The following is a 19075-nucleotide window of genomic DNA, read 5'->3' as shown; positions in this document are numbered from 1 at the left end:
TTTTGCTAAGCCCATCAGGGCAGTTACTTACCTCGGTTAAAGTAACGTTCTACCTCATCTTTTGTCCAAGTGTTTATTACAGTTGATGGCCTTATCCACCCTTTTCTCGCTGTTCCTACACCGTATTTCATATGATCTAACATATGATAATTATGTGCATCTGTATTAATTGCTAACAATACACCTGCTTCTTGAGCTCTTTTCGCCCACTCGTGAGATAAATCTAAACGATTAGGGTTTGCATTTATCTCTAATGCAGTATTTGTTTCTTTTGCTTTTTGTATCAGCATATCCATATTTACAGAATAACCTGAACGCCGTCCAAGTAATCTTCCTGTAGGATGTGCAATTATCGAGACATATGGATTTTCTAGCGCCGCCCACAATCTCTCCATAATCTTCTCTTCAGATTGATTAAAACTAGAGTGGATTGCTGCAATCACATAATCCATTTCTAGCAAGAATTCATCAGAGAAATCTAATTCACCATCCGGCTTAATATCCATTTCAACTCCTGAAAAAATATGAAAATCATCATATTTTTCATTTAAATGTGAGATTTCTTCACGTTGTTTTCGCAAGCGGTCCTCATCCAACCCGTTCGCTACCCGTAAATACTTAGAATGATCAGTTATCCCCATGAACTGATACCCTTTATCTCTAACTTTATTTACCATTTCTTCCAAAGACTGAGCACCATCACTCCAAGTAGTATGCATATGGAGATCCCCAAGGATATCTGACTTCTGAATCAATTTTTGTTCTTGTTGAAATGCCTCTACTTCCCCAGTATTTTCTCTAACTTCTGGAGGAATATAGGCCAATCCAAAATGATTAAAAAAATCGGTTTCTGTTTCAAATGTAATGACTTCTCCAGTTTCATCTACTTCTACACCATATTCACTTATTTTTTCACCACGTGATTTTGCTAACTGACGCATTGCTACATTATGATCTTTTGACCCTGTAAAATGATGTAAAGTAGTTGGAAATTCGTTATCCTTCACTAACCTAAAATCAACATTGATATCATAAATATCTTCAATCGTCACAGATACTTTTGTATCTCCGTTAGCAATGATTTCTTTAATTTGTGGTAATTCTAATAAAGCAGCTCGTACGCTCTCTAATTTATCTGTAGCTATTATAAAATCTAAATCTTTAATTGTTTCCTTCATCCTTCGAATACTGCCGGCTTGCGAAAAACGGATTATTCCATCCATTTCTTCTAAATATCCCTCTATCTTTTCCGCTACAGGTAACATTGTAGCAATTGGTAACCGGTCTGGTCGCTTACCAACTTCATCGAGAGCTTTAACAATCTTCTCTGCGGTTTTCTTACCAAACCCTTGTAATGCTTCTACTTTTCCAGTAAGACAAGCTTCTTTTAAAGTACTAGCATCTACAACCTGTAATTCCTGATATAACTTAGACAACTTTTTCCCACCTAAACCTGGTAAATCCAATAAAGGTAGTAAACCTGGTGGTACTTGTTTTGATAATTCGTTTAACGTCTCTGAATAACCGTCTTTTATGAACTGCTCAATAACAACACTTGTCCCTTTTCCTATGCCTTTTATCTTTGTAAAATCATCCATTTCGCCTAGACTTCGATCATCTGTCTCTAATGCTTGCGCTGCCTTACGATATGCAGAAATTTTAAATGGGTTCTCTCCCTTTAATTCTAAATACACAGCTATTTTTTCTAATAATTTTATGACATCTTTTTTATTTATACTCATTTATTTCACCCATTCAAGTCTTATTTTCTATACTGAACTGCCACCAGAATATATTTTCTTATCTAACGTATAGCTATATAAACGAATCTGGTTAGCTATTTCCAGATAGTATTCGTATTCTGATTTAGAACTTTTTACTATGACCGAACCTATTAAATTTAATACGCTAATGAATTTCATAAAAGAAATTTGTAGAAATCCAAATGTTAAGCTGTTTGATCTCCATTGGAGACGGCGCTTTCTAAAGACAAGGCTTCAGCTATCTTGAAATAGAACCACATTTCTGAGTAGATATTTAACTCGTTGTTTTTAGTAGGATTCGCCGTCTTCATTACAAACAAAGCCAATTATTTCTTGTAGTACGAACGTTAATATTTACATATTTTATAAATAATACTTGGAAATTATCAAATTGACTCACGCTATAAAAAACTGACCCACGCAATTTTCTAGGATGTACTGTTTAAGTCTCCCAAACAACATGAGTCAGTGCGTTAAGTTACTATTTAGCTCTTTCTAATTTCCAATTGAAAACCATAGGTCCATTATTTTCTCTGAAAAGTATGGTGTCTTTTCAATCATAAATAAGGCAATAGATGATTGTTGTATCGCCTCTTGTACTCCACCAAGTGGTGTCAATGCTAAAATAAATAGCAAAATAAAAGTTAGTAAGTATATCTCAAGAAACCCTAATACTGCGCCTAATAACTTATTAACTGAACTAATAATAGGTATCGATGCTACAAAATCTAACATTGAAGCAATTATCTGTAAAATTACTCGCACCGCAATAAAGATAAGCGCAAACGCAATCGCATTATAAAACGCGCCTTCAAGTGGTAACGATTGTAGAAAGTTAGCCCATGAACTGTCACTAGACAACTCTGGATAAGGGATAAACAATGCTAGTTGCTCACCTAGGGGCTTGTAATACATTACAGCCAAGACAAAAGCAACAATAAAACCTGTTAAATGAAGTAATTGAAGGATAAAACCTCGCTTCAATCCCATTAAAAACCCAAAAATCAAAAGTAAAAATAATAATATATCTAACATATGTTTTTAATCCTCTTTCTTCTTTATCGATCCTAAAAGCGTGGCGTAATCTTCTTTTAGTTTTAAATAGTCATTCATCGTGTTTATCGCAGTTAAAACTGCAAGACTAGAAGTATCCAATTGCTTATTCACTTCATGAATCTCGTTCATTTTTTGGTCGACAAGATTCGCTACTAATTTTACATGTCTTTCAGATTCTTCTCCAACGATATGGTATTTACGATTATATATTTCAACTGTAATTCGCTGTTTATCTTCTTGACTCATAATGTTGCCTCCTGCGACAATAATTCTCATATAATAGTAACATGAAGTTGTTATAAAAAGAAGTATTTCAATGTATCGCTCAATTTGCTATAGTCTAATGTATGTAAGGATTGGAGAGAGGTCAAAAAATGAGTCAACAAGTAATTGTAACTACAAAAGAACAAATTCAAGAAATGAAGAAATATTATATTCCACAGCTCACATCTACACCACAAGGAGCTATTTTTCGTGCGAAAACAAATAATGCAGTAATAACTGCTTATCAATCAGGGAAAGTTCTCTTCCAAGGCTCTGCCCCTGAATCCGAAGCCATGAAGTGGGCTGACATTACTGTAAAAGATAAAAAGAAACAAGCGTTAGATCAAAAACAATCTTATTCTCCACATGCCGGATTATTTACTGACAATCATATCGGGTCTGATGAAGCAGGTACAGGTGATTACTTTGGGCCAATTACAGTAGCGGCATTATTTGCAACAAAAGAGCAGCAAGTAAAACTAAAACAAATTGGTGTACGTGATTCAAAACATTTGAACGATACAAAGATTAAACAAATCGCAAAGGAAATTGTCCAGTTACAAATTCCTTATACGCTCCTTTTGCTCCCTAATGAAAAGTATAATAAATTGCAGGCAAAAGGTTGGACACAAGGAAAGATGAAAGCTATGCTCCATCATCATGCTATTGATAAATTATTACAAAAAATTGATGTGAATTCCTTAAAAGGTATTGTTATCGACCAGTTTTGCCAACCGCCCGTTTACAAAAAGTATTTACAATCAGAGAAAAAAACGCTTCATCCAAACACTACTTTTATTACGAAAGCGGAAAGTCATTCTGTTAGTGTAGCAGCTGCTTCCATATTGGCTAGATCAAGATTTGTAAAAGCAATGGATGAACTATCTGAAGATGCAAAAATTGAACTACCTAAAGGAGCTTCCGCAAAGGTTGATCAAACAGCAGCCAGAATTATGCGTTCCAAAGGTTTCGAAGCGCTTGATAAATATGCGAAAACGCATTTTGCTAATACCCAGAAAGCACAAAAACTACTGTAAGGATGATACGAAATGAAAAACCCTTTACATAATGATTGGTCCCTTTTGTTAGAGGATGAATTTAAAAAAGACTACTACCTAAGATTAAAGAGTTTCTTGAAGAAAGAATATACAGAAGAGAAGATCCATCCAGCAATGGAAGATATATTTAACGCGCTACATCTTACTCCCTTTCATAAAGTAAAAGTAGTCATATTGGGTCAGGATCCCTATCATGGTCCAAACCAAGCACATGGATTAAGTTTTTCTGTACAGCCTGGGATAACTATACCGCCATCTTTAAAAAATATATTTAAGGAATTAACCCATGAATTTGGCATAAGTATGCCTAACCATGGTCACCTTACATATTGGGCTAAACAAGGAGTATTATTATTAAACAATGTATTAACAGTGCGTGAAGGAAAAGCTCATTCTCATCGAGGTCAAGGTTGGGAATTGTTTACTGACAAAGTCATTCAAACACTCAATCAAAAAGAACATCCGGTTGTATTTTTACTTTGGGGTGGTGCAGCTCAGAAGAAAGGGGAGCTAATCGACACAAATAAACACATTATCTTAAAAGCTCCTCACCCAAGTCCATTATCGGCTTATCGCGGATTCTTTGAGTCTAATCATTTTTCTCTTGCTAATCAAATTTTACGTAAGAATAATGTAGAAGAGATTGATTGGTCACTTCCAAAAATTATAAACTGATACTTCTTTCCATGGATGAGCAATAAGACTTCGTCCATCATGTTGAGCGATTATTCAACTCATTTATTTGAGCTTAATACGGAGTCTTCCTCCCCATTACCTTCCTCATTATTAAAGTTAGCCATCGTATACTTTGTTCACTTCACTACAATCAAAAATGGGTAAGTCATCGATCGATGACCTTACCCACTAATCTTGATTTGTTTCTTACATTGATTTAGAAATCATTTATCTTTTTAGTAAAACTAATAATTTATTAAATCTCTACATTATGACCGAACGTAAGAACCAAATTTCTTATTTACAGATTCTACAATTTGTTGATAAGAACTATCCACTTCGTCATCTTGCAATGTTTTTGCAGGATCTTGATATATTAATCGATATGCAACAGATTTTTTTCCTTCTTCCAAATGTTCCCCTTGATATACATCAAATATGAAGACTTCCTTCACTAATGGTGCTCCTATTTCTTGTATATACTGTTGTACTTCACCCGCGAATACTTCAGTATCAAGGATAAACGCAATATCACGAGATACGGATGGATATCTCGGAATATCTGTAAAGGATGGAACATTGTTATATTTTTCAAATACAGTGTCTAAGTCTATTTCAAAAACATAAGTCTCCGGTAAGTCGAAGAGATTCGCTGTTTTTGGATGTAGTTGACCCATATAGCCTATTTTTTCTCCATCAATGTTAAGTTCAGCACAGCGTCCTGGATGCATATCTTTCATTTGAATTTGTTTAAACGAAATATTTATTTGCAAATAGCTAGATAAACTTTCAATAATCCCTTTAACTACAAAGAAATCAACCGGCTTTTTCTCTTGTTGCCAAGGATGATTATGCCATAAACCTGTATATGCCCCGGCTAAATGTAATTTTTCTGTTGGTTGGTGCGTTAATTCTTGTTCTTCTGAAATAAATACTTTTCCAATTTCAAAATAATTTAAGTCTGTTTGCTTTCGGGCAACGTTATGTTGTAATGTACGTAGCAATTCAGGTACAATACTTAAACGCAAATATTTATGATCCTCACTCATTGGCATAGCTAATGAAATTGGATAACTATTGTCTATATCAATATTAGGAGTGACTAATCGCTTTGCATTTTTTTCATTAGTTAAAGAATATGTTAATGTTTCCATTGCACCGCTGCTCATCATGAACTCCCTAACTTTCCGTTGCAGTAGTTGATTTTCTGTTAGGCCACCAGATTTCACCCAACCTTGTGGTATCGTATATGGTAGATAATCGTACCCATGAATACGGATAATTTCCTCTAACATATCTTCGAAAATTTTAATATCACTACGACGAGTTGGTACATGAACAATAAATGTATGACCATCTTGATCAAAATTAAATTTTAATCTATTCAAGACAGACTGTACATCTTTTTCCGATAATTCCATACCAAGTCGTTGATTTACTTGGTCAAGTGGCACTTTTACGTCTGTTGTTGCTTTTACATCTAGATGATTTTCTTCTGCATAACCTTGTAATACTTTTCCACCTGCATATCTCTGCATGAGTTGACATGCTCTTAACCCTGCTTCTACAATTCGATTAGGATCAATACCTTTTTCAAAACGGGTACTTGATTCACTTCGCAAACCTGTTTGTCTAACCGTGTGTCGTACTGAAGTAGCTTCGAAATACGCAGCTTCTAATAATACGTTAACCGTCTTATCAGTAACCTCGCTATTTGCTCCTCCCATAACTCCTGCTAAGGCAACCGGCTCACTACCATTAGTAATCACAAGATTATCTTTGGTTAGTTTTCTTTCTTGTTCATCCAATGTTTGGATTACTTCACCATCGTTTCCTCTTCGAATAACAATTTTGTTTGAACCAAAACGATCGAAATCAAATGCATGCAGTGGTTGACCATACTCTAAGAGTACATAGTTCGTAATATCAACTACATTATTAATAGGTCGAATTCCTGAAGCCATTAGGTAATTTCGCATCCATAAAGGTGATGGTTTAATTTTTACATCTTTAACGATAAATGCTCCATAATACGGATTTAGATCTTTAGCTTCAATGTTGACATCAATCTGATCAGATACTTTCTCACCAACATAATCGATTTTTCCACTCGGTAATTCAATTGGTTGATTTAAAACAGCTGCAACTTCATAAGCTACTCCCAACATGCTAAGTGCATCAGGACGATTAGCTAAAACGTCTAAATCTAAAACAGCGTCTGTTAAATTCAACCACTGATCAACATTTGATCCAACTTCGATATCTTCCTCTTCTGGGAATACAAATATTCCTTCTGCAATATCTGTAGGGATATACTTCTCTTCTAATCCAAGTTCTTGAAGTGAGCAAATCATTCCATTTGATTCCACACCACGAAGTTTTACTTTTTTTATTTTCATATTCCCTGGTAGCACTGCACCTGGTTTGGCTACCGCAACTTTTTGCCCTCTAGCTACATTTGGCGCACCACATACAATTTGTAATGTCTCTTCTCCAATATTTACTTGTGTCAAATTTAATTTATCTGCATCAGGATGTTTTTCACACGATTCCACATAGCCAACTACTATATTTTCGTTTTTTCCTGCGATGTGTTCGATCCCTTCTACCTCAATTCCTGATTTTGTAATCTTCGCTGCAAGCTCTTCGGGTGTAACCGCTTCTAAGTTAACGTAATTTTTTAGCCAATTATAAGATACTAACATGGTCTTCCTCCTTTATCTCTTTCCGATTTATGCTTGGTGAAATTGGTTTAAGAATCGAATATCATTGGTATAAAAATGACGAATATCGTTGACGCCATATTTTAGCATTGCGATACGCTCTTGCCCCATTCCAAACGCAAAACCGCTGTAAACTTTTGGATCATAGCCACTCATCTCTAAAACTCGGGGATGTACCATTCCACCACCCAAGATCTCAATCCAACCAGTCTGCTTACACACAGAACATCCTTGACCACTGCACACTTTACATGAAACGTCCATTTCTACGGATGGCTCTGTAAATGGGAAGAATGATGGACGCAATCGAATTTCTCGATCTTCTCCAAACATATTCTTTGCAAAAATGTCTAACGTTCCTTTTAAATCACTTAGTGTAATATTTTTATCAATAACTAATCCTTCAATTTGTCTAAATTGATGAGAGTGAGTCGCATCGTCAGTATCTCGACGATAAACCTTACCAGGGCATATCATTTTAATTGGCTTCTCTCCATTGTATGCCTGCATAGTACGTGCTTGGACTGGTGAAGTTTGTGTGCGAAGTAACAACTCATTTGTAATAAAAAATGTATCCTGCATATCTCTTGCTGGATGGTCTTTAGGAAGGTTTAATGCTTCAAAATTAAAGTAATCTGTTTCCACTTCCGGACCTTCCTTTACTTCATATCCCATACCTATAAATAAATCTTCTATTTCTTCAACAACACTGGTTAATAAATGTTTACCACCTATGTGTACCGGGTTCCCCGGTAAAGTGACGTCAATCGTTTCTTTCTCTAATTTCTCATTTAACGCTTCTTCTTCAATTTTTTCTGTTTTCTGATCAAGCGCTGCCGTAATTTGTTCGCGAACTTGGTTGGCTATTTCACCAACGACAGGGCGTTCTTCCTTTGATAATTTCCCCATTCCTCTTAAAACACTCGTTAACGACCCTTTTTTTCCTAAATATTTTACTTTTAGATCCTGTAATGATTTCATATCATTTGCTTCTTCGACAGAAGCAATGGCCTCATCACGGATGGTGTGTAATTCTTCTTTCATTCTTTATACCTCCCTATTTTATTTCATCAATACGAAAAACCGATTTACATATAAAAAAGCCCCTATCCCAGAAAGGGACGAGGCTTTAAGATCGCGGTACCACCCTTGTTGATTATACATTATATCAAATAATCCAACTTTCCCCTGATAACGGATGGTTCCGAATCACCTTTACATTCATTTATGGTCCAAGTGTTAGCTCCAGAGTGAAATGCAATTCTCTTTATCAATAGGAATGCTTTCAGTCTGGACATTCCCTCCCTATATTGATTAAAAATGAGTTTTGCTTGCTCCTTCATCGCTTGTATTGATTTTTTAGTAATAAAACCATTATAGAAAAAACGTACGAAGCATGCAAGGTTATTTTTTTAAATGATACATTAATATCCCAGCTGCAATACCTACATTTAATGATTCAGCTTTTCCATAGATAGGAATATTTATACGTTGATTTGCTATGTTTAATAATGAAGGATCTATTCCCGATCCTTCATTACCTAGAATTAAGCCCACCTTATTTTGGTTGTTAACTTCTCTATAGTCCACTGCATCTTGCAATGCAGTTGCTAAAATAGAAAATCCTTGTGATTGTAACTTATGTATTTCTTGTTCTAATGGTGCAGTATAAATTGGTATGTGAAAAATTGACCCTTGCGTAGCCCGGATAACTTTATCATTAAATATATCCACACATCCTTCACCTAATACAACTGCATCTACACCAGCTGCATCAGCAGTTCGGATGATCGTCCCCATATTTCCAGGGTCTTGAATGGCATCAAGAAGAATAATCAACTCGTTATCTACTTGTACATTGGACTTATTCATTTCTACCACAGCGATGATTCCTTGAGGAGTTTGTGTTTGTGATATTTCTTTTAATACATTTTCACTTACATACTCTACAGGAATACCTTTAGCTTCGTTTGGTATTTCATATCCTTCAACAATGATCAATTCTTGAATAATCCATTTACTATTTAAGGCTTCTTGAATTAGATGGATACCATCGATTAGGAATGTATTGGTTTTTTCCCGATCTTTTCTCCGATGCAATTTTTTCAAGTTTTTCACTTTTTCATTTTTTATAGAGGTAATCATTATTCAAAACATCCTTCGTTTTTTTCCTACCTTTATCATACATATATTTTGTCGTTGTGGTCAAACTATGTTTAGTCCACTATTTCAAGAGGAGTGTGTTTGATGGATTTAAATTTACGTAAAGCAATTTATTCCAACATTTCCAATAATGACGAGCAACAACTAGAAGCTACAATTGTGGATGCCATTCAAAATGGTGAGGAAAAAATGCTTCCTGGTCTAGGAGTACTATTTGAACTAATATGGAAACACTCTGATGATCAAGAACGAAAAGAAATGATACAGTCTTTAGAATCTGGTGTAAAGCAGCTGTAATCTAGACATAGGAGATCGGGGACATATTCTTTTGAATATTTTTCACCTTGATCTCCTTCTTCTTTTCAGCAAACGAGAACAAAATCTCTAATGAATAAATTTCATTTTAACAAGGACTTTTTTCCTTATCCCCTCTCATTATTTAAAATAAAGAAAATTATTTACACATTAATTACATACAATTTGCTTATAAGAGTAAAAAGAAAATAAAATCAAAAATGAGAATAAAGAACTAACAATTCGACAATTCCTTTAAAACAAATCTTTTATTTCTTCAATTATTTACATAATATCGTACACAAATAAGTATATAGGACCATAATAATCTCTTGAATTTAAAACTTATATGAAACTTTTAATATATATATCTATTTAGAAGATTATTAGATATATTTGACTACCTATCTGTTAAATGATATAAAAAATTGAAGCAATTTTTTATTATATGTTTTTCAGTAATGTAATAAACTTGTTAAGAGAACAGTAACAGAAAGGGGTAAATGTTTTGGAAGAAAATACGAATAACAAATCAAAGAAGGGTCTCTCCAAAGGAATTATAGCCTTAATAGTAGGTGTAATAGTACTCTTAGGAGGAACAGCTGCTGCATTCTTTATTAATAGTTCATCTCCAAAAGCTACATATTTTCTTGCTGAGAAGAATTCGTTAGAACATGCAAAAGAATATGTAGAAAATCGGTATTCGGATGAATTAGCATGGTTAGAGAAATCAGAAGAAGAGGCAATGGAACAAAATCTAGACATCGGTGTTACATTTAACGAACCAAATTCAAACGGTTTGCAAACAGACCCAGGGATTGAAATGATTAATAACTCCAGACTTATGTTCAACACGCAAACAGATATGGAAGCTCGTCAATTTTATACAAATATAGGTGTGAACTATAATGGAATAGAATTAAATGATATTGAATTAGCTATTAATGAAGGAAATGTAACAGCTGGATTACCTTTCCTAAATGAAACACTTCAGTTTAATGATGAAGATTACGGAAGTCTTATGTATGAACTTGATCCATATACTTTTACAGGAAATGAAACTCTAAATTTAGATAGCATATTATTCGATAATATCTATGCATTAGAAGAAGAAGACCTTGAATACATTAAAGAAGAATATGTGATGTATACTTATGATTTACTTCCTGACGAGGCATTTGAGAGCTCGAATGAAGACGTAGAAGTAAACGGTGAATCAATAAGTGCTGAAAAAGTTACAATGCATTTATCAGAAGAACAAGCAAGAGAAGTACTGATTAGCCTATTTGAAAAAATGAAAGACGATGAGAAGTTAAAAGAACTTGTCCACGACCAAATAGTTAATCTTTCTTACGTGGCTGGATCCGATATGGCACAATTAGAAGAAGAAGTTGATCTTATTCTCGAAGACTATGAAGCTGTCTTTGAAGATGCAATCAAAGAAATTGAAACCTTCCAATTTAAAGATGGTATTCAATCTGCTTTATGGGTTGCCGATGATAAAGTAGTACAACGTGAGTTAAATATTGCTCTAGCTCCAGAAGGAGAACAATTAGTAACATTAGGGATCAATGGTCAACAACACTTAACCGATGATCAAATTTTCTTTGACTTTGAATTTACAGCAGATGAAAGCTCATCTGTAGTTCTTTCAGGTGATTTAAGTTCTAAAGATAGTATTATCAAAGACAGTATGGAAATCTCAATTCCAGATGCTGAAATGAAATTATACTATGAAGGTGAAGAATCAGTTAGTGAAAACACTCGTACGTTTGATCGAACATTTGGATTTAGCGAGCCATATACAGGTGAAGGAAGTATGGTCTGGTCTGGTGAATCGACTTATGAAGAAGATCAAATGAATTCTAACAATACTTTAACTTTCGGAACTACAGAAATGCCTGAAGTTCTCGTACTCGATATGAATATAGATGGATCTATTATTGATCATGTAGCAGAAATGGATACTTCTAATATCGTAGACATTGGAACAATGTCCTCTGAAGAAATTTCAACATATTTTAGCACAGATTTCGCAGAACAATTTCAACAATGGATCATGCAATTTATGGGTGGGTCGAACTTTGAATTTTAATAATTGATAATTTTAGATAGAAAAGAGCGTGCATTACAATGACGTTTACGAAACATGTAGGACTATTTTTAAAAAATCACATAGTTCATTTAAAGAGGAAGTGTCTAACACTTCCTCTTCTTTTCATGTTCCCTGTTCTTATCGTGAGTTTAATCGGATTTATGTTATACACCTTTATTTCTCAAGATGAACAAGATCCTATTCAAGTTGGATTAGTAGATTTAGATGAATCTGAAGAAACCCAGTTAATGGTCCAATTCTTAGAAGGTTCATCTTTATTCAATCGGTTTTTGCATATTAATAAACTTGAAGAAAATGCAGCTAAAAAAGAATTAGAGGGTAATAAAATAACTACGTACATAGCCTTTCCAAAGAATTTTATTAAAGACCTTTATCAAGGAACCACCGTCGATATTCCAATCACAGGAAATCGACAACAACCGGCTGAGAGTTATATGATATATGAAACAATGGAAAGTGTCATCCGTCATATTCGTTCATCTCAAGCAAATATTCTTACGATGAACTACTATGCAAAACAGTTTGAAATGAATGACGATGAACGGAACGATTTTGTTTTCCAACAATTTCAAGAGTTTTTATTGTATACCATTAGTAGAGAACAAATAATACAGGAGAATGAACTTTCTAATCAGGCTACCTCCTCCCCCAAAGATTTTTTTGGAATTGGTATATGGTTTGTCGTTATAACCATATGGGTTTTTATGATATATCATTCTTTCTCAAAAGAAACCCCAGCCTATATTTATCAAAGAATGCGTTTATATGGAGTTACTGTTTTGCAGCAAATTAGTGCGCAAATAATAATTTCTTTGTTTGTCTCTTTACTTTTCATTATTCCTTCCTTTTACGGAACTTTATACATACTAGATATTACCTTGGTTAATGAGAACCTTCTACGAATAATACTTCTCATAACACTGTTTATTTTTTCTTTGTTATTACTCATTGCAAACTTAGAATTAATTATTCCATCTAAGAAATTTAGAATGCTTATCCAATCTGCGTTTATCCTTTTGATTATTTTATTGAGTGGAGCTATTATTCCAACTATTTACTATCCACCATTTCTTCAAGATGTGATGCCTTATATAATAAGCTATTTAGCTATGGATTGGATTCAACAGATTACCTTGAACGGTCGATATCATGCCGAATATACCCCATTATTAATAATAGGTGGAGCGCTTCTATTTTTATTACTTGCTTTATCCAGTTGGAAGGAGCGTGCACGCACATGATACAGGTGTGGAAAACAAGACTCATGCAGTTAAAAAAACGATGGTTAACGATTGCATTTTGGACTTTATTCCCTTTTCTTTTAACTTGGATTATTATAGAAACTACTGAGGTCATCCAAGATGAGAGTAAAATTCCAGTAGGTATCGTTCTAAAAGAAAATACAGAGATGGCTCATCAACTAAAAGAGGATTTACAGTCTTCTACATTTGTTGAAGTCATGGATATTACGGAAGCAGAAGCAAAACGGATGGTTGCAACACATGAAATTGATAGTGCTTTTATAATTGAAAAAGGTTATGAAGATGCTATTTTAAATGGAGAAAGAAATCGGTTAATTAGTTCCTATACTAGTAACTTTTCTTTTGGATATGTACCAATAAGAGAAATGATTGGCTCTTTTGTACAAGAAGATAGTGGAAAAGCAAAAGCAGCTCAAACTATTTTACAATTGGGAGAGTATCTAAATACGAATAATTTGCCAACAACTTCAGAAATTATTCAAAAGATACAAGAAGTAGAAATTAGTGAAAATTTAGTGTATACCTCTTTTCAATTTCAAGGAGAAGACGATAGAGAAGGTAATACCCAAAACTACTTAATCAAGCCCTGGCAAATTTGGGGTATATTTTCTCTTTTAAGTACTCTACTCATATTTGATTGGGTCATTCGTGATCGAGACACTTCCATGCAATCACGTTTTGCATTTATACGTTATTCGTTTAAGCAATATATGTTATCTAATCTGCTATTTTATATATGCTTCCTTTATATCATTGATATATTAACCGCAATTGGATTTTATTACTTATTTCAAGACCAATGGCAATGGAATTTACCTTTTGTGCTTTTAAGTTATAGAGTGTTAATAACTTTAATCGCTTTTCTAATAGCTATATGTTTCCAAAAATATTTAATTTATTATAGTTTTGCTTTCAGCTTTGTTCTTGTTGTATTCCTTATTAGTGGCACTATCATCCCTATAGAAGGTCTAACGCAAATTATTCCGTGGATTGATACACTAAATCCAATGTATGCATTTAGTGAGCAGGAATTATGGCATCCACTATTTATATTAGCTGCTATCACACTTGTTTTTTGGTATATGAAAGGAGAAAAGTAACATGCTGTCTGTACAGAACTTAAGGAAGTCCTATAAGAAAAATGTAGTTATCGATCAGTTATCTGTAGATATTAATCCAGGAGATATTGTAGGCTTAGTAGGTGAAAATGGAGCAGGGAAGTCTTCCTTATTGCGTATTCTTTCTACATTGTCTAAACCAGATAAAGGAACAATCACTTGGAATAATATATCCTATGAAAAGGAAATAAAGAAACTTCGTAGAGAAATTGGATTTGTTCCCCAAGAAATCTCAATTTGGGAAGATTTTACGGTAGAAGAAAATATGAAGTTTTTTGAAAAGTTATCATGGGTAAATCGTTCCCAATCAGACCTTAGAGAATTATGTTTAGATATGAAACTTTCTAAATGGAAAGAACCTGTACACACATTATCTGGTGGAATGAAAAGAAAATTGAATATGGCAATTAGCTTCATCCATGATCCAAACTTGTTATTATTAGATGAACCTACTGTAGGTATTGACTTAAAATCAAAAAAAGAAATAGGAGAATATTTATATAAACAATCAAAGGAACATCAAAAAACGATTATTTACACTTCTCATGATATGGATGAGATCACTTCTCTATGTGATTGGGTAATATGTATAGGTAAAGATAGTTTTTATGAGAATCTATTAAAATCTAGAGGACAGGCAATATTTTCTATTTAATATTGCCTATTCTTCTATAAACCGCTAAAATAGAATTAATAGAATAGAAAAACGGATGTGATGAAGTGGATATAAATGGTCTTCAGCAAATGATGCCTTATCAAGTGATGTCATCTCTACAAACAAGTAATCCTACTGATTCTTTAGGAGTATCATTTCAACAATTATTATTAGAAAAAATAAACGAAGCAGAGAAAAGAACAAGTTTGGATTTTGGATCAAATTTGGTTTCTATCCCTTATAATATGCAATCATCTTTAAATACAACAGACATTTCATCTATAACTACGAACAACCCTAGTGTGTCATCTTATCAACAATTAATATCAAACGCTAGTCAAAAGTATGGAGTGGACGAAAGACTAATTCATGCGGTAATTAAACATGAATCTAACTATAATCCAAATGCTACTAGTTCAGCAGGTGCTCAAGGATTAATGCAATTAATGCCACAAACTGCAGCAGGTCTAGGTGTTACAAATGCTTATGATCCTGCTCAGAATATTAACGCAGGAACAAAATATCTTAGTCAAATGTTACAACGCTATAACGGCAATATTCAATTAGCGTTAGCTGCTTATAATGCTGGCCCAGGAAATGTTGATAAATATCAAGGAATTCCTCCGTTTCGTGAAACTACAGCATATGTATCAAAAGTAATGCAATCTTCACAAGTGTAATTTATATTTATTTATGGAATCCGTTAACCAAGCAATAAGCTGTCCATTTTTTTGAGATTGGACAGCTTTTTTTGATTAATGGAGCTTATCAGGAAGAGAATGGATCGTTTCAATTAATTGATTAAGCTTTCCTTCAATACGGTGAAGAAGATAAAACGTAACCGCAATTGGAAAACCGACATCGGTAAAAAAAGAGACCCAAGCATCCATATGACTATCACCTCCACTTGTAATAAGGAAAGGACCAGCATTTTACTGGTCCGAATATTATTAACCTAATTCAATATCTTCTACTGTACGTTCTACTATTCTTGCGCTATGCTTCTCGAGTAAGTCTCCTCCACTTGATGTGAAAGCATTTTCACTTATAATTGTATCCATGGCCTCATTAATAGCATTTGTATCAACTGGTTCAATTGGCTGATCAAGTGAATAAGTGACAACCCTGCCTAGTTGATTCGTAAATTTAAGCTCTAACCTTCGCATACTTTCCCCTCCCTTTTCATTTTAATTCTAGATTAACTTTGATAAATGTCCGATATATCTCGTCGACTTACTTGGTATAACGTATGTTCCTGTAATCCAGCAAATGCTGTCGCAACATTGTAAAGTTGTTCATGATTTGCTTCCATCTTCACTTGATTAAAACGCTTATACGCTAAAATTGGCTCACCTGATTCCGGGTCTACTCCTTCATTGAAAGTTAGTTGTAACATTGAATCCACTAAATCTACTACTGCCATATATAACACCTCCTTCCCTCATACATATAATCGAATGCAATTAAAAAAAGGAGGGAAGAAAAAAGATAATCTCAAAACCTGAGATTATCTTTTTATGAAAGACTTATTCATATTCTTTTTCAATTGTTTTAGTACTACGAGTTGTATTTATAGGACGAACCATGCTTTCAATTTTGTCTCGCTCTGATTCGAGGAATGGAGGTAACGAAAGTTTTTCACCAAGTGTTTCATAAGGCTCATCTCCCATAAACCCTGGTCCCTTAGTAGCCAATTCAAAAAGTATTTGTGGAGCTACTCGAGTATATAAGGACTGGAAGAAAAAGCGATCTACGAAACCTGAAGTTTGTAATCCAAATGATTTAATATGATTATCCCATTCATATATGTCACTTTGCTCATCAACACATAAAGCAGCATGGTGCACAGTTCCGTATCCTTGTCTTGCCATTGGAAGATCCGTATTATGTTCAACTATTAGTTGCGCTCCGTTACCACCTTGGCCAATTTCAAAAAGATACTCTGATCCTTCTTTCATTACTTCTTTATACTGAAATACTTTCTCTAAGATTTCCTTGAAGAAATCATATTGTGCCACTCTTACTACTATAGGACCTAAACCTACAATTGCATATTCTAAAGGTATCGGACCACCTTTCCATGCAATTCCTGCTTTTGCACCTTTATTTGTTTCATCGGATACGAGCTGGTATTGCTGGTCATCAAAATCAGAGAAAGACAATGTCTGTACTCCAAAATGTTCTTGAATTCCAGAATGATTGATCTCCAGACGATTAAATCGCTTAACCCAATAATCTAATGCGTCATCGCTAGGAACTCTAAATGAAGTTTTGTATATCTCATTTGTACCGTGGGACCCTTTTGGTATACCAGGAAAGTCAAAAAATGTCATATCCGTACCAGCATTCCCTTCATCATCTGCAAAAAATAAATGATAGGTTTGTATATCATCTTGATTTACTGTTTTTTTAACTAAACGCATACCAAGAATATACGTGAAAAATTCATAGTTTTTTTCTGCACTACTTGTGATGGCAGTTACATGATGCATACCTCTAATTGGATTCATAAAAATCCTCCTCTTTTACTCTTAATTAAATTATCTTTAATTAATTATAATATATCAATTTAAATTACATCTGTCAATTATCTCGAGAAAAAATTGAGTGCGAACTTTAGATATACATTGATGCTCCCCTGTTTTTTAAGGGAGGTTCCGACATTGGTCAAATTTTTCTTTGAGATTCAGAAATCTCGGTAAGGCGGGAAACCGATAATTACTTTCACTCAAGGTCATAGAATCGCGTCTTGAGTAACATTCGAATTTCATACAAACATCTTATGATATTAAAAAGAAAACTTAGAGCTACATCACTCTAAGTTTTCCTGACTCACATTATTAAGATAATCGAATATTTTCTAAAGTCTTCTGATCAAGTTTTTTAACTACTTCTACAATTAACTTAACTGCATTCTCATAATCATCACGATGCAATATTCCTGCGTGTGAATGTATATATCGTGTTGCAACAGTTATCGATAAAGACGGTACTCCATTTCCCGTTAGATGAATAGATCCTGAGTCTGTTCCTCCACCAGCCATCGATGTAAATTGATAAGGGATTTGATTATCTTCTGCCGTTTGTACTACTAAATCACGTAATCCTTTATGAGAGACCATTGACGCATCATATAATACAATTTGAGGACCTTCTCCTAGCTTGTTATCCGCATCATGCTTTGAAATTCCTGGTGTATCTCCAGCAATCCCAACATCAACGCCAAAACCAATATCAGGTTGTATAGCATGAGCAGATGTACGGGCACCTCTTAATCCGATCTCTTCTTGAATGGTTCCCACGCCATACACGGTATTTGGATGTTTTTCGTCTTTTAATTGTTTTAGGACATCGATTGCAATCGCTAGCCCAATGCGATTATCCCAAGCTTTTGCCATCAACATTTTTTCATTCTTCATTGGAGTAAATTCAAAATAAGGTACAATAGAATGCCCTGGTTTGATACCAAATGATTCCACCTCATCCTTATTAGTAGCTCCAACATCAATAAACATATCCTTAATTTGATATGGTTTTTTTCTTGCTTCAGCTGATAATACATGAGGAGGTTTTGATCCGATCACTCCAGTTACATCACCTTTGTCACCCATAATAGTAACTCGTTGAGCTAGCATTACTTGATTCCACCAGCCTCCAACAGTTTGGAAATAAATAAAGCCATTGTCATCGATACGAGTAACCATCATACCAATTTCATCCATATGCCCTGCAATCATAATTTTCGGTCCACTGACATCGCCGACTTTTTTAGCAATAGAGCTTCCTAAGTTATCCATCGATACATCATCAGAATAAGGTGCGATATATTTCTCGAATACTTCGCGAACCTCTTTTTCATTGCCAGGGATTCCTTTAGCATCGGTAAGTTCTTTTAACATTGTTAACGTATCATCTAATTTAGCCATAT

Annotated in this window: 19 protein-coding genes and 1 other annotated feature; of the genes, 8 read left to right on the top strand and 11 right to left on the bottom strand. The window is 34.2% G+C overall.

Features of this window, described 5'->3' with window-relative positions:
* Positions 1–23 precede the first annotated feature (23 nt).
* From polX to zapA, 3 genes are all read right to left on the bottom strand, one after another.
* The gene (gene polX, locus AQ616_RS04635) at positions 24–1742 is read right to left on the bottom strand and encodes a DNA polymerase/3'-5' exonuclease PolX (protein WP_069685181.1); all 1719 of its coding nucleotides are present in this window, start codon (positions 1740–1742) and stop codon (positions 24–26) included.
* 516 nt (positions 1743–2258) lie between these two features.
* Positions 2259–2798, bottom strand: coding sequence for a CvpA family protein (locus AQ616_RS04630; protein WP_069685180.1), 540 nt, complete (start codon positions 2796–2798; stop codon positions 2259–2261).
* A 6-nt stretch (positions 2799–2804) separates the two neighbouring features.
* Positions 2805–3065: a cell division protein ZapA gene (gene zapA, locus AQ616_RS04625; RefSeq protein WP_017797240.1), complete on the bottom strand. Its 261-nt coding sequence runs from the start codon at positions 3063–3065 to the stop codon at positions 2805–2807.
* A 128-nt stretch (positions 3066–3193) separates the two neighbouring features.
* On the opposite strand from zapA, the gene rnhC reads away from it, so the two are divergent.
* A complete protein-coding gene (rnhC, locus tag AQ616_RS04620; RefSeq protein ID WP_069685179.1) occupies positions 3194–4120 on the top strand; it encodes a ribonuclease HIII in 927 nt (308 codons plus the stop codon).
* Between the two features lie 12 nt (positions 4121–4132).
* Complete coding sequence (locus tag AQ616_RS04615) at positions 4133–4816, top strand: uracil-DNA glycosylase (protein WP_017797242.1); 684 nt, start codon at positions 4133–4135, stop codon at positions 4814–4816.
* A gap of 269 nt (positions 4817–5085) precedes the next feature.
* Here AQ616_RS04615 and pheT read toward each other — a convergent pair whose 3' ends face one another.
* The 3 genes from pheT to AQ616_RS04600 all read right to left on the bottom strand — a co-directional run bounded on the left by pheT (position 5086) and on the right by AQ616_RS04600 (position 9684).
* Entirely contained in the window at positions 5086–7521 is a 2436-nt protein-coding gene (gene pheT / locus AQ616_RS04610) for a phenylalanine--tRNA ligase subunit beta (RefSeq protein WP_069685178.1), read from the bottom strand.
* Positions 7522–7548: 27 nt separating this feature from the next.
* Complete coding sequence (pheS, locus tag AQ616_RS04605) at positions 7549–8583, bottom strand: phenylalanine--tRNA ligase subunit alpha (RefSeq protein ID WP_017797244.1); 1035 nt, start codon at positions 8581–8583, stop codon at positions 7549–7551.
* A 70-nt stretch (positions 8584–8653) separates the two neighbouring features.
* Positions 8654–8891: a binding site (T-box leader), on the bottom strand.
* Between the two features lie 52 nt (positions 8892–8943).
* Positions 8944–9684 carry a TrmH family RNA methyltransferase gene (locus tag AQ616_RS04600; protein WP_017797245.1) on the bottom strand — a complete coding sequence of 247 codons (741 nt, stop codon included), beginning with the start codon at positions 9682–9684 and terminating at the stop codon, positions 8944–8946.
* A 102-nt stretch (positions 9685–9786) separates the two neighbouring features.
* Between AQ616_RS04600 and sspI the strand changes: the two genes are divergently transcribed.
* The 6 genes from sspI to AQ616_RS20035 all read left to right on the top strand — a co-directional run bounded on the left by sspI (position 9787) and on the right by AQ616_RS20035 (position 15827).
* Positions 9787–9999, top strand: a complete 213-nt coding sequence (gene sspI, locus AQ616_RS04595) for a small acid-soluble spore protein SspI (protein WP_017797246.1) — start codon at positions 9787–9789, stop codon at positions 9997–9999.
* Positions 10000–10504: 505 nt separating this feature from the next.
* On the top strand, positions 10505–12091 hold the full coding sequence (locus tag AQ616_RS04590; protein ID WP_017797247.1) for a flagellar basal body-associated FliL family protein: 1587 nt from the start codon (positions 10505–10507) through the stop codon (positions 12089–12091).
* Positions 12092–12129: 38 nt separating this feature from the next.
* Entirely contained in the window at positions 12130–13353 is a 1224-nt protein-coding gene (locus tag AQ616_RS04585) for an ABC transporter permease (RefSeq protein WP_069685177.1), read from the top strand.
* A complete protein-coding gene (locus tag AQ616_RS04580) occupies positions 13350–14474 on the top strand; it encodes an ABC transporter permease (RefSeq protein WP_069685176.1) in 1125 nt (374 codons plus the stop codon). The genes AQ616_RS04585 and AQ616_RS04580 overlap by 4 nt, the downstream gene beginning before the upstream one ends.
* Position 14475: 1 nt before the next feature.
* Positions 14476–15147 carry an ABC transporter ATP-binding protein gene (locus AQ616_RS04575; RefSeq protein WP_017797250.1) on the top strand — a complete coding sequence of 224 codons (672 nt, stop codon included), beginning with the start codon at positions 14476–14478 and terminating at the stop codon, positions 15145–15147.
* Between the two features lie 65 nt (positions 15148–15212).
* A complete protein-coding gene (locus AQ616_RS20035; protein ID WP_017797251.1) occupies positions 15213–15827 on the top strand; it encodes a lytic transglycosylase domain-containing protein in 615 nt (204 codons plus the stop codon).
* Positions 15828–15902: 75 nt separating this feature from the next.
* Here the strand turns inward: AQ616_RS20035 and AQ616_RS19135 are convergent, their stop codons facing one another.
* From AQ616_RS19135 to AQ616_RS04550, 5 genes are all read right to left on the bottom strand, one after another.
* Complete coding sequence (locus tag AQ616_RS19135) at positions 15903–16037, bottom strand: YvrJ family protein (RefSeq protein ID WP_017797252.1); 135 nt, start codon at positions 16035–16037, stop codon at positions 15903–15905.
* 60 nt (positions 16038–16097) lie between these two features.
* On the bottom strand, positions 16098–16313 hold the full coding sequence (locus AQ616_RS04565; protein WP_017797253.1) for a DUF2922 domain-containing protein: 216 nt from the start codon (positions 16311–16313) through the stop codon (positions 16098–16100).
* A 32-nt stretch (positions 16314–16345) separates the two neighbouring features.
* Positions 16346–16570, bottom strand: coding sequence for a DUF1659 domain-containing protein (locus tag AQ616_RS04560; protein WP_017797254.1), 225 nt, complete (start codon positions 16568–16570; stop codon positions 16346–16348).
* Between the two features lie 103 nt (positions 16571–16673).
* Positions 16674–17657: a ring-cleaving dioxygenase gene (locus tag AQ616_RS04555; RefSeq protein WP_069685175.1), complete on the bottom strand. Its 984-nt coding sequence runs from the start codon at positions 17655–17657 to the stop codon at positions 16674–16676.
* 330 nt (positions 17658–17987) lie between these two features.
* Positions 17988–19073: a M42 family metallopeptidase gene (locus tag AQ616_RS04550; protein ID WP_017797256.1), complete on the bottom strand. Its 1086-nt coding sequence runs from the start codon at positions 19071–19073 to the stop codon at positions 17988–17990.
* Between the last annotated feature and the right edge of the window lie 2 nt (positions 19074–19075).

Source organism: Oceanobacillus sp. E9 (genome assembly GCF_001741975.1).
GTDB classification, from domain to species: Bacteria; Bacillota; Bacilli; order Bacillales; family Amphibacillaceae; genus Oceanobacillus; species Oceanobacillus kimchii.
The sequence above is the reverse complement of the archived record's forward strand: the minus strand, read 5'-3'. Positions and strand labels throughout refer to the sequence as shown.